The 14,550-nt window shown below is 62.1% G+C and carries 12 protein-coding genes; 5 read left to right on the top strand and 7 right to left on the bottom strand.

Translation table 11 applies throughout. The annotated features are described in order from the left end of the window. Positions 1 to 5 precede the first annotated feature (5 nt). The 6 genes from nahK to KGA96_RS11610 all read right to left on the bottom strand — a co-directional run bounded on the left by nahK (position 6) and on the right by KGA96_RS11610 (position 7,755). Positions 6 to 2,600: a hybrid sensor histidine kinase/response regulator NahK/ErcS' gene (nahK, locus tag KGA96_RS11635; protein ID WP_317850343.1), complete on the bottom strand. Its 2,595-nt coding sequence runs from the start codon at positions 2,598 to 2,600 to the stop codon at positions 6 to 8. Next, the gene (gene nosP, locus KGA96_RS11630; protein WP_046037305.1) at positions 2,569 to 3,726 is read right to left on the bottom strand and encodes a nitric oxide-sensing protein NosP; all 1,158 of its coding nucleotides are present in this window, start codon (positions 3,724 to 3,726) and stop codon (positions 2,569 to 2,571) included. The genes nahK and nosP overlap by 32 nt, the downstream gene beginning before the upstream one ends. Positions 3,727 to 3,880: 154 nt before the next feature. Continuing rightward, on the bottom strand, positions 3,881 to 5,065 hold the full coding sequence (locus KGA96_RS11625) for a porin (RefSeq protein ID WP_046037306.1): 1,185 nt from the start codon (positions 5,063 to 5,065) through the stop codon (positions 3,881 to 3,883). Positions 5,066 to 5,274: 209 nt separating this feature from the next. Then, entirely contained in the window at positions 5,275 to 6,081 is an 807-nt protein-coding gene (locus KGA96_RS11620; protein ID WP_223467317.1) for a sulfite exporter TauE/SafE family protein, read from the bottom strand. A gap of 9 nt (positions 6,082 to 6,090) precedes the next feature. Next, positions 6,091 to 7,335: an FAD/NAD(P)-binding oxidoreductase gene (locus tag KGA96_RS11615; RefSeq protein WP_223512873.1), complete on the bottom strand. Its 1,245-nt coding sequence runs from the start codon at positions 7,333 to 7,335 to the stop codon at positions 6,091 to 6,093. Positions 7,336 to 7,413: 78 nt separating this feature from the next. Beyond that, positions 7,414 to 7,755 carry an ArsR/SmtB family transcription factor gene (locus KGA96_RS11610; protein WP_046037309.1) on the bottom strand — a complete coding sequence of 114 codons (342 nt, stop codon included), beginning with the start codon at positions 7,753 to 7,755 and terminating at the stop codon, positions 7,414 to 7,416. A 118-nt stretch (positions 7,756 to 7,873) separates the two neighbouring features. On the opposite strand from KGA96_RS11610, the gene KGA96_RS11605 reads away from it, so the two are divergent. Then, complete coding sequence (locus KGA96_RS11605) at positions 7,874 to 8,737, top strand: MBL fold metallo-hydrolase (RefSeq protein ID WP_223467321.1); 864 nt, start codon at positions 7,874 to 7,876, stop codon at positions 8,735 to 8,737. Between the two features lie 20 nt (positions 8,738 to 8,757). Here the strand turns inward: KGA96_RS11605 and bkdR are convergent, their stop codons facing one another. Further along, positions 8,758 to 9,246 carry a Bkd operon transcriptional regulator BkdR gene (gene bkdR / locus KGA96_RS11600; RefSeq protein WP_007976593.1) on the bottom strand — a complete coding sequence of 163 codons (489 nt, stop codon included), beginning with the start codon at positions 9,244 to 9,246 and terminating at the stop codon, positions 8,758 to 8,760. Between the two features lie 185 nt (positions 9,247 to 9,431). Here bkdR and KGA96_RS11595 point away from each other — a divergent pair, with 185 nt between their 5' ends. Genes KGA96_RS11595 through lpdA form a run of 4 tightly spaced genes read left to right on the top strand, consistent with a single transcriptional unit; the run spans position 9,432 to position 14,403 of the window. Continuing rightward, positions 9,432 to 10,667 (top strand): 3-methyl-2-oxobutanoate dehydrogenase (2-methylpropanoyl-transferring) subunit alpha, encoded by a 1,236-nt coding sequence (locus KGA96_RS11595; RefSeq protein WP_046037314.1) that lies wholly within the window; start codon positions 9,432 to 9,434, stop codon positions 10,665 to 10,667. Position 10,668: 1 nt separating this feature from the next. Next, positions 10,669 to 11,727: an alpha-ketoacid dehydrogenase subunit beta gene (locus KGA96_RS11590; protein ID WP_015095444.1), complete on the top strand. Its 1,059-nt coding sequence runs from the start codon at positions 10,669 to 10,671 to the stop codon at positions 11,725 to 11,727. Next, positions 11,728 to 13,002 (top strand): dihydrolipoamide acetyltransferase family protein, encoded by a 1,275-nt coding sequence (locus KGA96_RS11585; protein ID WP_046037317.1) that lies wholly within the window; start codon positions 11,728 to 11,730, stop codon positions 13,000 to 13,002. An 18-nt stretch (positions 13,003 to 13,020) separates the two neighbouring features. Further along, on the top strand, positions 13,021 to 14,403 hold the full coding sequence (lpdA, locus tag KGA96_RS11580; protein WP_223512870.1) for a dihydrolipoyl dehydrogenase: 1,383 nt from the start codon (positions 13,021 to 13,023) through the stop codon (positions 14,401 to 14,403). Positions 14,404 to 14,550 lie beyond the last annotated feature (147 nt).

Below are 14,550 nucleotides of genomic sequence, written 5' to 3'. Positions count from 1 at the left end.
AGATATCAAGGCCGGTCGAGTAGATAACTCATCGCCGTCTTCAGCTTCATCGGCCGCACCGGCTTGTGCATCAGGGTGTGGCCCAGTTCGCGGATCTGCAGCTTGAGTTCATTGCTGTAGTTGGCGGTGATCATCATCGCCGGAATCGGTGAAGCACGACGGGCATTGATTCTTGCCACCGCATCGACACCGTTCTGATCGTTGTCCAGGTGGTAGTCGGCGATCAGCAGGTCGGCCTCGGCGTGGTAGTTGTCCACTTGCCGCGCCAGGTCCTCCTCCGACAGCGCCGTCACCACCCGACACCCCCATCCCTCCAGCAAGGTGCGCATGCCGGCACAGATGGTCGCGTCGTTGTCCAGCACCCATATCCGCGCACCCCGCAGGCGCTCAAGCATCGGCTCGCTCATCTGCAACGCCGGCGGCGGTGTCGGCGCGGTGGCGCTCAAAGGCAATTCGACCGAAAACATCGAGCCCCGGCCCGGCCACGAGCGCACATGAATGGGATGCCCGAGGATGCCGGCGATCTTCTCGACAATCGCCAGGCCCAGGCCCAGACCGCGATCCTGATCGGGGCGCTGCACATCGCCGCGCTTGAACTCCTGGAAAATCTCCTCCAGGCGATGCTCGGCAATGCCCATGCCGCTGTCCCAGACTTCGATCGTCAGGCACTGATGATGCCGCCGGCAACCGAGCACCACGCGACCACTGTAGGTATAGCGAATCGCATTGCTCAGCAGATTGCGCAGAATCCGCGCCAGCAGCTGGATGTCGCTGCGCACCAGCGCCGAACAGCCGATGAAGTGCAGTTGCAGGCCTTCACTGCGCGCCACCTGGGTGTATTCGGCGGCCAGGTTGTCCAGCAGTTCACTGAGGGCGAACGGCGCAATGTCGGCCTTGATCACCCCCGCATCGAGCTTGGAAATGTCCACCAGGGTGCCAAGCAGGTTCTCCACGTCTTCCAGGGAATTGCTCACGTTGCGCACCAGAATCTCGCTGGACATCGGCTCGCGCCGTTCCAGCAAGGCACTGGTAAACAGGCGCGCGGCATTCAACGGTTGCAGCAGGTCGTGGCTGACGGCGGCGAGGAACTTGGTCTTCGACAGGTTGGCCTGCTCGGCTTCCTGCTTGGCTTCGCGCAAGCGTGACTCGACCAGCCGACGCTCATCGATCTCGCGCAACAACTGATCGTTGAGGGTGGTCAGTTCCGCCGTGCGCTCGCGTACCCGCAGCTCAAGGTTCTGATACGCCTGATGCAGCGCCTCGGCGGTGCGGCGGCGTTCAGTGATGTCGCGGATCAGCACGAAAATCCCCACCACCTCGCCACTGGCCAGACGGTTGGGCACATAGGAGCGCAGCATGTAGCGCTCCTGGTTGTTGACGTTGGTTTCGGCGAACTCGAAGGTCACGCTCTCGCCGGCCAGCGCCCTGGCCACGTAGGACTCCAGGCGCTGGTAATGCTGCTCGCTGTGCACTTCGCGCAGGCTCTGGCCGAGCATCACGCCGCGGGGCCAGCAGTACCATTCTTCGTAGACCTTGTTGGTGAACTCGTAGACCAGGTCGGCATTGAGGTAGGCAATCAATGCCGGTACGTGATCGGTGATCAGGCGGATCCAGTGTTCGCTTTCACTCAGCGCTTCGGCGTGCTGGTAGCGTTCGGTGATGTCGGTGAAGGTATTGACGAAACCGCCGGTGGGCAACGGATGGGTGCGGATTTCCAGGACCCGGCCATCGTACAGGCGCTGTTCGCACTCGCGGACCGGTCGCCCGTTGCTATCGCGGCTGGCCGGGGTCAGCAGGTTCAACTCGCTGTCGGCGATCACTTCGGCAAACGGGCGATGGGCCGCCACCGGCGCCAGACCGCTCAACTCCAGGAAACGCCGGTTCCACAACTCCAGGATGCCTTCGGCGCTGACCATCGCCACCCCTTGGGACAGGTTGTCGACCGCCCGTTGCAACAGGTGCGACTTCTGCGCCACCGCCTGCTCACGGCGCATGGTTTCGCTGAGTTTGACGTCGGTAATGTCGGTGAACAGGATCACCCGCCCCCCTTCCTGGGTCGGCCGCTCGCTGACCTGCAGCCAGCGCCCGTTCTGCAGGCGGTACAGCAGGTTTTCGTCGGCATGCCCCCGAGGCTCTTCGGTGAACAGGCCGTTGTTCATCATCAGCCGCTTGACCTCGGTCAGGCGCATGCCGGCATTGATCCGCACCCGGCTGTTGCTCCAGAACGCCTTGAAGCGACTGTTGAACAGTACGATGCGCTGCTCTGCATCGAACAGCACGAAGGCGTCGGAAATGCTTTCGATGGCATCGATCAGGTGTTGATGCGCCGTTTCCGCGCGCAGGCGGGCTTCGCTGAGCAGATGATTACCGGCCTTGAGTTCGGCCATGGCCTGGTTCAGGGCATCGGTGCGTTCGCGCACTTGCTCGGCCAGCACCACCGAATGCTGGAATGCCGCGTACGGATCGTTGCCGCGGGTCCCCCCGGACTCGACCCGTTCGATCAGCGCGCCATTGATGCGTTGCAGTTTATGGTTTTCCAGGCGCAGCCTGGCCAGTTCGGCCTGCAGCTCAGCGATGTCCTGGGGCACGGCCTCGGGCAATGGCAACGCCGGTGAAGGTCTGGTTGATGTGCATGCCATTGAACTGTTCTCCATAGGTGTTGAAACCCATCACCCGTTGCTCACGCAAAAACGTGCCGATCTGATCAAGACTGCCGTCGTCTTCGAGTTCCAGACGCCGCAGGAAACAGTCACAACCGATGGTCAGCAGCAAATCGCCCAGGCGTTCCTGCAACCCCTCGAACAGGCTCTGCAGGTTCGGCAGCATCGGCCCCGGGGTCATGGCGGTGAGGACGATGCCGTTTTCCACGGCGCAGTAGAAACTCAGGCTCAGGTCCGGATGCACCTGCTGGATGGCCCGCACGTAGTACTGCTGGTTGATCCGCACCGCCAACGGGTGCGCGGCGAAGACCCGGTGATCGAGCTGCGCCACCGGCACGCCGATGTGCCGGGCGTACTCGGCGGCGGCCGGCTCGGCATTGAGTTCGAAGACCCGGCGCAAGGTGCTGTCGGCCCCGGTGACCACCAGCTTTTCGGCGCGGGGCAGCACGTGGTGGGTGGTGAACACTTCGAAATCCAGCCAGGTATTGACCAGCACCACCACGGCCGCGCCGCTGTGGAACTCGCCATCGAAGTACACATGGGTATGGGTCAGGTAGTTATCGTCGCCGGCCGAGCCGCCGAAATGCGGAATGTCGCCCAATGCCGCGCTCAAGGCGGCCAGGACCATTTCTTCGCGGCTGGACAGGCCATCGAGCAGGGTCAGGGCAAAGCTGTTGCCCTTGATCGGTGCCAGGGTGTTGCTGCGACAGCCACTGACCAGGCGCTCGACCATTTGCTGGGCGTCGATCAGGCTGAAGTGCTCCATCTGGTCGATCAGCTCGACTGCGATGGAAAAGTGCCGATGATCAAAGCCGACCGCTGTCACGCAATTGCGTCCATAGCCCAGCGGGGTTATTTCTCCGGCGCTGGTGCAACCCGCCAGGCGAATGCCGCCGAAGCTTTGCTCCAAGGCCTGGCCCAGCGCCTGCAAGTCGTACTCGGCGGAACAGAAGAACAGCACGAACCCCAGGTGCGGATGCAACAACTGTCGTGCCAGTTCCTGCGCGACCTGCCGGGCATCGGTGGCCTGGGACATTGCACTGACGACGCCATTGCTCTGCTGCATCCTTACCTCCCGCAGGTGCGTGTGTATGAGGCACGAGTGTACGAAGTCTGTGGGGTGCGACGAATGCTACTTGGGTAGCGGGTAGCCGCTTCGATGGGATGAGACGGTTGGCGACCCTCGCCGCGATGCGCACGGCCAGGGCCACCTCCCGGGGTTACCAGGTCAGCACAGCGCCCACTGCAAAGGTGTCGGTGTTTTCGTTCTGCTCGTTGGTGTCGTGGCCGTTGATTTCGAACTGGTTGTACTCGGCCACCAGCTTGAGGTTGTCGTTCACGTCATGGAACAACGCGATGCCGCGGGTCTCGTAGTCCGCGCCGCTGCCGACCACGCCGTTGCCATCGTCATTGGTCTTGCCGTAGGACAAGGCCAGGCGGTTCTTGCCCAGCTTGTAGGAGCCCTGCAACAGGTAGCCGTCGCTGTCGACGTTGCGCAGGGTCGGCTCGCCGGCATTGTTGGTGAAAAACGGGTTGATGCCCTTGGCCTGGAAACCGGACCCGGTGAGGGACAAGCCGCCCATCTTCGCCTGCACGCCATAACCGACACCCTTGGAGGTGACGGTCTCGACCGTGGAATCGGTGTTGTCCGAGGTCTGGTAGCTGCCGTTGACCCAGCTGTAGATCTTTGCCCCGGCCAGGTCGAACTGATAGGTGACTTCGCTCTCGGTACGCGGGTTTTCCTGATAGGCCTTGCCCGTCGGGCTGCTGTCGTTGGTGTCCACCGGGTCCATGATGCCGACCGCCACGCGCAGTCCGTCCATCACCGGGGTGCGATAGGTGATCTGCGAGGTCGGGAACGGGTACGGGTAACCGGTGCCGATGTTGCCGAACGACACCCCGCCGCCATCCACCAGCCCCAACGTATCGCTGACCTGACCGTAACCGGCGAGCATTTCGTCGAGCAGGATGTTGGAGCGGGCGAACAGCCCGAAGTCCTTGCCGATCAGCACTTCGCCCCATTCCGGGTTGGCCACGGTGCCGTAGAACTGCCGCACATCAATGGCGGTGTCGGTGCCGTTGGTTTGGCTGTCGTTGATGGTGACCCAGAACGAGGCACGGGCGCCGAGCTTGAGATCGTCTACCTGCTTGCCCATGTTGAACCCCAGGTAGTTGGGCAGGAACCCCATCTTGACCCGGGCCTGTCGACGGTCGAACTGATCGCCGGCGCGGTCGACATCGCTGTTCACGTAGAAGGCGTTGATGTAGCCGTCGGTGGAGAACGTGGTCTGGTCCTTGTCGTACAGCATGATATCCGCCTCGGCCACCTGGCTCAGGCCAAAGGCAGACAGGCTGGCGATAATGGCAGGCAGAAAACGATGCGTGACGTTCTTATTGTTGTGCATGGCGCGCTCCGAAACGGGGGACTGAGTGTCGGAGGCGATTATCGAAACCAGACCGGCGGCGCCATACGCTGCCTTGGGGCTGGTTTTCAGGTGCTTTGGATGGGCCGGCGGTGCGCGACCACTATGGCGTAAGACCGCTGGTCGGCGAGGCTCGCCACTTAGGGTGTAGGCCTGTGGACCCCAGTGGCGTCCACAGGAACCGGTACCGGCTAGGCGTTGGCCCGAAACAGCATGTAGGCGGCGACCACGACGCAGATGCTGGCGAACCCGACCTGCAACGCCCGCGCCGGCACCCGGGCGCAGAGCTTGCGACCGATGATCATGCCGACGATGCTGGAGACGATGAAGGCAATGCCCGAACCGTCGATGCGCACCCCGGCATGGAAGGCGCCGATCACACCGATGGCAGAAATCAGGCTGATCACCATCAGCGACGTGGCAACGATCCCACGCATCTGCACGTCGGTCAGCTGCTTGAAGGCCGGGACGATCAGAAAACCACCGCCCACCCCCAGCAATCCTGAGACTACGCCAGTCACCGCCCCGAGCGCGGCGAGGGTCGCGGTGCATTTGGCGGTCCAGGAAAAGCGCCCGGTCTGTTGATCGAGCATGCAGTTCTTCTGGCCCCAGTTGGCCTGACCGTGATCGCTGGGGCCCCCGTCCTTGCGCTCGCGGCGCAACATCCGCCCGGCCACCACGACCATCAGCAGGCTGAACAGGATCATCAGGATTTTTTCCGGCAACTGGTGGGCAAAGTAGATGCCCACCGGCGAAAACACCGCTCCGAGCGCGGCGATCAGCAGCGCCGCGCGATAACGCACCAAGCCATGGCGCAAGCCGTCGATGGCACCCACCGCTGCCGCACTGCCCACTGCAAACAACGCCACCGGAGCGGCCTGGGTCATGCTCCAGCCCAACCCCAACACCAGGGCCGGGACCGCAAGGATACCGCCGCCGGCGCCAGTCAAGCCGAGCACCAACCCCATCACTACACCAAACAGACTTGCCAGCAACATAGGGAGTTCTCAGTCGACCTTGGTCACACGTGTCAGCCACTCGCGGCCCTTGAGCATGCCGTTCCAGTAGAACCACGGTAGCAGTGTCGCCTTCAGCCACCACGCCGAGCGGCGCGGGATCGTCGGGTCAAGGGGAAAGGTCGGCAGCAACTTGCCCGCGTACCCGAACTCGGCAAGGATCACCTTGCCCTTCTCCACCGTCAGCGGGCAGGAGCCATAGCCGTCGTACTTCAACGGCAGCGGCTGTTGCTTGCGCAAGGCCAGCAGGTTTTCGGCCACCACCACGATCTGCTTGCGCACCGCCGCGGCGGTTTTCGCATTGGTGGTGCCGCAGATATCACCCAGCGCGAAGACGCCGGGATAACGCGGATGCTGCAGGCTGTGGGGGTCGACTTCGCACCAGCCGGCGCCGTCGGCCAGCGGACTGCGGGCAACGAAATCCGGGGCCACCTGAGGCGGCACGACATGCAGCAGGTCAAAGGACTTTGCCTGGCGCGTGACATTGCCATCGGCATCCCTGACGTCGAACCACGCGGTTTTCGCCGGGCCGTCGACCTTGACCAGGTTCGAGTTGAACGCCAACCGGGCTTTGTACTTCTCGATGTACTTCATCAGTGGCGGGACAAAGGTCGCCACCCCAAACAGCGCCGCGCCCGCGAGATTGAATTCGACGTCGATGTTGTCCAGCACACCGGTCTTGCGCCAGTGATCGCAGGACAGATACAGCGCCTTTTGTGGCGCTCCGGCACATTTGATCGGCATGGCCGGCTGGGTGAACAGCACCTTGCCGCCGCGCAATTTCTGCACCTGATCCCAGGTGTAGGTCGCGTGCCGGTAGCTGTAATTGGAAGTCACGCCGTGCTGGCCGAGGGTGTCCTCCAGTCCTTCGATTTTCTCCCAGGCCAGGCGCAGGCCGGGGCAGACCACCAGGTTTTGATAGCTGACCGTGCGCGCGTCACCGAGGGTGAGTTGGCGCTTGTCGGGATCGATGCCCGTCACGGCAGCCTGCAGCCAATGAGCCCCGCGCGGCATCACCGACGCCATCGGCCGCACGGTGTTTTCCACGTTGTAGGCACCACCGCCGACCAGTGTCCAGGCCGGTTGATAGTAGTGCCGGGAGTCGGGTTCGATCACGGTGATGTTCAGATGCGGGCTACGCTTGAGCAGGCTGGCGACAAAGCCGATGCCCGCCGTGCCGCCGCCGATGACCACGATATCTGCACTGATGGATGGGCCCCAGTGTTGATCGTTCATTGCTTGTTCCTTTTGCTGCACGCAAGGATTGATGCTAGTCGAAACGAAATCTCATTGGATTGGTGTGCTGGCTTGCATTCAGGGTTGAATCCAGCTTTTTAGCACCGCCCCGCAATAAAGCCCGGAGAGGGTTTTCATCACCTGGATCACTTCGTGACTGGCGAGACCGTAAAAAATGTACTTGCCTTCACGACGGGTGGCGACCAGTCCTTCATCGCGCAGGATCCCCAATTGCTGGGACAGGGTCGGTTGGCGCACGCCGGTCATTTTTTCCAGCTCGCCTACGTTGCGTTCGCCCTGAGTCAGCTGGCACAGGATCAACAGGCGATCCTCATTGGCCAGGGCCTTGAGCAGCGCACAGGCCTTGGAGGCCGAGGCGCGCAGTTGGGCGACTTCACATTCGGTCAGAATGGATTGCATTTGCAGGATGCCTTCAATGTCACTTAAGCTGTAAACATTATGTTTAAATATATAATGTTGCAACCCACGGCTGAAATTTCGCCGTCTTGCTTTTCCTACCCTGCACAGGTTCGTGTCCATGCCCGCGCTGATTGAAGCTTTCCTCGACCCCGCCTCCTCGACCTACAGCTACGTGGTCTACGAGGCCGATGGCGGGCAGTGTGCGATTGTCGATCCGGTGCTCGACTACGACGCCGCCGCCGGGCGTACCGCGACCACCCAGGCCGACAGGATCATCGCCTTCGTCCGCGCCCGTCAGTTGCAAGTGCAATGGCTGCTGGAAACCCACGCCCATGCCGATCACCTGTCCGCCGCGCCGTATCTGCGTAGGGAGCTTGGCGGCAAAATCGCCATTGGCGAGTCCATCAGCAAGGTCCAGGACGTGTTCAAGGCGCTGTTCAATCTGGAGCCATCCTTTCGCGTCGACGGTTCCCAGTTCGATCAGCTGTTCGCCCCCAACGAATCGTTCATGATCGGCAACCTCAAGGCGACCGCCCTGCACGTGCCCGGCCATACCCCGGCGGACATGGCCTACCTGATCGACGCAGATGTAATTCTGGTGGGCGATACGATGTTCATGCCCGACGTCGGCTCTGCCCGTTGTGACTTCCCCGGCGGCAATGCCAACCAGATGTTTGCCTCGATCCAGAAACTGCTGGCCTTCCCCGCCAGCGTGCGCCTGTACGTCTGCCACGACTACCCGCCCGAGGGACGCGCGTCCGAATGCATGACCACCGTCGGTGAACAGCGCAAACACAACATTCACGTACGCGACGGTATCGACGAAAACGCCTTCGTGGAAATGCGCACCCGGCGCGATGCAGGGTTGGGGATGCCGACACTGTTGCTGCCGGCGATCCAGGTGAACGTACGGGCGGGGAATTTGCCGCCAGCCGAGGACAACGGCGTGACCTACCTGAAAATCCCGATCAACAAGCTCTAAAGGCTGCGATCTTTTGACCTTCAATTACCCAGGGTCAACCCATTGGCCGGCAACGGCAGCGCGGTCTTGTATCGCACCTGCTTGAGCGCAAAGCTCGACCGGATGTTCGCCACCCCCGGAACCTTGGTCAGAAAGTCCATCATGAAGCGTTCCAGCGACTGGATGGTCGGCACCAGCACCCGGATCAGATAGTCCGGGTCGCCGGCCATCAGGTAGCACTCCATCACTTCGGGGCGATCGGAAATCGCCTCTTCGAAATGCTGCAACGCCTCCTCCACCTGTTTCTCCAGGCTGACGTGAATGAACACGTTCACATGCAGCCCCAGCAGGTCGGCATCAAGCAGCGTCACTTGCTCGCGAATCACCCCCAGTTCTTCCATGGCCTTGACCCGGTTGAAGCACGGGGTCGGCGACAGGTTCACCGAACGCGCGAGGTCGGCGTTGGTGATGCGCGCATTCTCCTGAAGGCTGTTGAGAATGCCGATGTCGGTACGGTCCAGTTTGCGCATGAGACAAAACCACCTGTTTTTTGTGTTTATGCAGGTTTTTTATCTGCAAATGATCTTTAGCGCAACGAAACAGAGAGAAATATTCTTCTTGGCCGGGCCTATGATTGTTGTAGGACAAGATTTCTTCTACCGAACGAAATCTGTCAGCTCACTACAAGAAATTCACAAGATCGAGCGTAGAAGCCATGACCCAAGCGTATGAACCGCTGCGCCTGCACGTCCCCGAACCCTCGGGCCGTCCCGGCTGTAAAACCGACTTCTCCTACCTGCATCTGACCGATGCCGGCACGGTGCGCAAACCCCAAATCGACGTTGAACCGGCTGACACGGCTGACCTGGCCCGTGGCCTGATTCGCGTGCTCGACGACCAGGGCAATGCCCTCGGTCCCTGGGCCGAAGGCGTCTCTAGCGAGATCCTGCGCAAGGGCATGCGTGCCATGCTCAAGACCCGCATCTACGATAACCGCATGGTGGTCGCCCAGCGTCAGAAAAAGATGTCGTTCTACATGCAGAGCCTTGGCGAAGAAGCCATCGGCAGCGCCCAGGCCCTGGCCCTGAACATCGACGACATGTGTTTCCCGACCTACCGCCAGCAAAGCATCCTGATGGCCCGCGACGTTCCGTTGGTCGGCCTGATCTGCCAGCTGCTGTCCAACGAGCGCGATCCGCTCAAGGGGCGTCAGTTGCCAATCATGTACTCGGTCAAGGAATCCGGTTTTTTCACCATCTCCGGCAACCTCGCCACCCAGTTCGTGCAAGCCGTGGGCTGGGGCATGGCCTCGGCGATCAAGGGCGACACCAAAATCGCTTCGGCGTGGATCGGCGACGGCGCCACCGCCGAGTCGGACTTCCACACCGCCCTGACGTTCGCCCACGTGTACCGCGCGCCGGTGATCCTCAACGTGGTCAATAACCAGTGGGCGATCTCCACCTTCCAGGCGATTGCCGGTGGTGAAGCGACCACCTTCGCCGGTCGTGGCGTCGGTTGCGGCATTGCCTCCCTGCGGGTTGATGGCAACGATTTCTACGCGGTCTACGCCGCCTCTGCCTGGGCCGCCGAACGCGCACGCCGCGGCCTCGGCCCGACCATGATCGAATGGGTCACCTACCGCGCCGGCCCGCATTCGACCTCCGATGATCCGTCGAAATACCGTCCGGCCGATGACTGGAGCCACTTTCCGCTGGGTGATCCGATCGCGCGCCTCAAGCAGCACCTGATCAAGACCGGTCACTGGTCCGAAGAGGAACACACCGCGGTCAGCGCCGAGCTCGAAGCCGAAGTGATCGCAGCACAGAAAGAAGCCGAACAGTACGGCACCCTCGCCGGCGGCCAGATTCCGAGCGCCGCGACCATGTTCGAAGACGTCTACAAAGAGATGCCGGAGCACTTGAAGCGCCAGCGTCAAGAGTTGGGGATCTGACATGAACGATCACAACAACAATATCGAGCTGGAAACCGCCATGACCACGACCACCATGACCATGATCCAGGCCCTGCGCTCGGCCATGGATGTGATGCTTGAACGTGACGACAACGTCGTGGTCTTCGGCCAGGACGTGGGCTACTTCGGCGGCGTGTTCCGCTGCACCGAAGGCCTGCAGAACAAGTACGGCACCTCCCGGGTGTTCGACGCGCCGATCTCCGAAAGCGGCATCGTCGGTGTCGCCGTGGGCATGGGCGCCTACGGTCTGCGTCCGGTGGCCGAAATCCAGTTCGCCGACTACGTGTACCCGGCCTCCGACCAGATCATTTCCGAAGCCGCCCGCCTGCGTTATCGCTCGGCTGGCGAATTCACCGCACCGATGACCCTGCGCATGCCATGCGGCGGCGGCATCTACGGCGGCCAGACCCACAGCCAGAGCATCGAGGCAATGTTCACCCAGGTCTGCGGCTTGCGCACGGTGATGCCGTCCAACCCGTACGACGCCAAGGGCTTGCTGATTGCCTCCATCGAAAACGATGACCCGGTGATCTTCCTCGAGCCGAAACGCCTGTACAACGGCCCGTTCGACGGCCACCACGACCGCCCGGTAACCCCGTGGTCGAAGCACCCCGCCGCGCAAGTGCCGGACGGTTACTACACCGTACCGCTGGACGTCGCTGCGATCACCCGTCCGGGCAAGGACGTCACCGTGCTGACCTACGGCACCACCGTGTACGTATCGCAAGTCGCTGCTGAAGAAAGCGGCGTTGACGCCGAAGTCATCGACCTGCGCAGCCTGTGGCCGCTGGACCTGGAAACCATCGTCAAATCGGTGAAAAAGACCGGCCGTTGCGTGGTGGTGCACGAAGCGACCCGTACCTGCGGCTTTGGCGCCGAACTGGTGTCGCTGGTGCAAGAGCATTGCTTCCACCACCTGGAAGCGCCGATCGAACGCGTCACCGGTTGGGACACCCCCTACCCGCACGCGCAAGAGTGGGCGTATTTCCCAGGCCCGTCCCGAGTGGGCGCGGCGTTGAAACGGGTCATGGAGGTCTGAATGGGCACGCACGTCATTAAAATGCCGGACATTGGTGAAGGCATTGCAGAAGTTGAATTGTCGGTATGGCACGTCAAGGTCGGCGACATGGTCGTCGAAGATCAGGTGCTGGCCGATGTCATGACCGACAAGGCGATGGTCGATATCCCGTCGCCGGTGCATGGCAAGGTCATCGCCCTTGGCGGCCAGCCGGGCGAAGTCATGGCGGTTGGCAGTGTGCTGATCAGCATTGAAGTCGAAGGCGCGGGTAACGTTAAGGAGTCGGCGCAACCGGCTCCCGTTAAAGAAGCCCAGGTGGCCACACCTAAAGTTGAAGCCGTGGCTGAAAGCAAACCGGTTGCTGCCCCGGCGCCGAAAGCTGCCGTCTGCCAGGGCCCGATGGTTGCTCGCCAGGCCGATGAGCGCCCGCTGGCCTCCCCGGCCGTGCGCAAGCATGCGCTGGACCTCGGCATTCAATTGCGCCTGGTGCGTGGCAGCGGCCCCGCCGGCCGTGTACTGCATGAAGACCTCGACGCCTACCTGGCCCAGGGTCAGTCGAACGCTTCGGCACCGGTGGCGGCTGCTTACGCCCAACGTACCGATGAACAGCAGATCCCGGTGATCGGCATGCGCCGCAAGATCGCCCAGCGCATGCAGGACGCCACCCAGCGTGCTGCCCACTTCAGTTATGTCGAAGAAATCGACGTCACCGCCGTGGAAGAACTGCGCGCGCACCTCAACGAAAAACACGGCGCGACCCGCGGCAAGCTGACTTTGCTGCCGTTCCTGGTCCGTGCCATGGTCGTCGCCCTGCGCGACTTCCCGCAGATGAACGCCCGCTACGACGACGAAGCCCAGGTCATCACCCGCCTTGGCGCGGTGCATGTGGGCGTCGCGACCCAGAGCGACGTTGGCCTGATGGTGCCGGTGGTGCGTCACGCCGAAGCCCGCAGCCTGTGGGACAGCGCAGCGGAAATCGCTCGCCTGGCCACTGCCGCGCGCAACGGCAAGGCCAGCCGCGACGAGTTGTCCGGCTCGACCATCACTCTGACCAGCCTTGGCGCCTTGGGCGGCATCGTCAGCACGCCGGTGCTGAACCTGCCGGAAGTGGCGATTGTCGGCGTGAACAAGATCGTCGAACGGCCAATGGTGATCAAAGGCCAGATCGTGATCCGCAAGATGATGAACCTCTCCAGCTCCTTCGATCACCGCGTGGTCGACGGCATGGACGCGGCGCTATTCATCCAGGCCATCCGTGGCTTGCTCGAACAACCCGCTACCTTGTTTGTGGACTGATTTTTGTTGGAGAGCACCATGCAAACTTTGAACACCACTCTGCTGATCATCGGCGGCGGTCCTGGCGGTTATGTGACAGCGATCCGTGCCGGCCAGTTGGGCATCCCGACCATTCTGGTGGAAGGCCAATCGTTGGGCGGCACCTGCCTGAACATCGGCTGCATTCCGTCGAAGGCACTGATTCACGTCGCCGAGCAGTTTCACCAGACGCAGCACCACCATCAGCTTTCGGCCCTGGGCATCAGCGTTTCGGCGCCTTCCCTCGATATCACCAAGAGCATTGAGTGGAAGGACGGCATTGTCGATCGCCTGACCACCGGCGTTGCCGCGTTGCTGAAAAAGAACAAGGTCCAGGTCGTTCAAGGCTGGGCCAAAGTGGTTGACGGAAAAACCGTGGATGTCGGCGACACGCGCATCCAGTGCGAGCACCTGGTGCTGGCCACCGGTTCGAAAAGCGTGAACCTGCCGATGTTGCCGATTGGCGGGCCGATCATCTCGTCCACCGAGGCCCTGGCGCCGACGTCCGTACCCAAGCGCTTGATCGTGGTCGGCGGTGGCTACATCGGTCTGGAGCTGGGCATTGCCTATCGCAAGCTCGGCGCCGAGGTCAGCGTGGTGGAGGCGCAGGAACGCATCCTGCCGGCCTACGACGCCGAACTGACCCAGCCTGTGCACGACGAACTGAGAAAACTCGGCATAAAGCTTTACTTGAAACACAGCGTGCAAGGCTTTGATTCAAAAGAAAATACATTGCAGGTATTGGCCCCGAACGGCGCGACCCTGAACCTAGAGACCGATCAGGTGCTGGTGGCCGTCGGTCGCAAGCCGAACACCCAGGGCTGGAACCTCGAAGCGCTGAACCTGGACATGAACGGTTCGTCGATCAAGATCGACCACCGCTGCCAGACCAGCATGCGCAACGTGTATGCCATCGGTGACCTGAGCGGCGAACCGATGCTCGCCCACCGGGCCATGGCCCAGGGCGAGATGGTCGCCGAGCTGATCAGCGGTAAATCCCGCGAGTTCAACCCGACCGCCATCGCCGCCGTGTGCTTCACCGACCCGGAACTGGTGGTGGTCGGCAAGACCCCGGACGAAGCCAACGCCGCAGGTTGGGACTGCATCGTGTCGAGCTTCCCGTTCACCGCCAATGGCCGGGCGATGACATTGGAGTCGAAAAGCGGCTTCGTGCGGGTGGTCGCCCGTCGGGACAATCATGTGATTGTCGGCTGGCAGGCGGTGGGCGTTGGCGTGTCGGAGTTGTCCACGGCGTTTGCCCAGAGCCTGGAGATGGGCGCACGCCTGGAAGACATCGGCGGCACCATCCATGCGCATCCGACGCTGGGTGAGGCGGTGCAGGAAGCAGCGTTGCGGGCGTTGGGGCATGCGTTGCATCTGTAAGCAGATCGACCGGAGGCCAATTGTGGCGAGGGAGCTTGCTCCCGCTGGGCGGCGAAGCCGTCCCAACCGGACCACCGCGGTCTTTCAGAAGTACCGCGATGTCTGGTTTTACCAGTGCTACGCACTGGAACGGGAGCAAGCTCCCTC

Source organism: Pseudomonas sp. GL-R-26, from assembly GCF_019947365.1.
GTDB lineage: Bacteria > Pseudomonadota > Gammaproteobacteria > Pseudomonadales > Pseudomonadaceae > Aquipseudomonas.
Note: the sequence above shows the minus strand (reverse complement) of the source record. Positions and strands in the feature narration are given on the sequence as shown.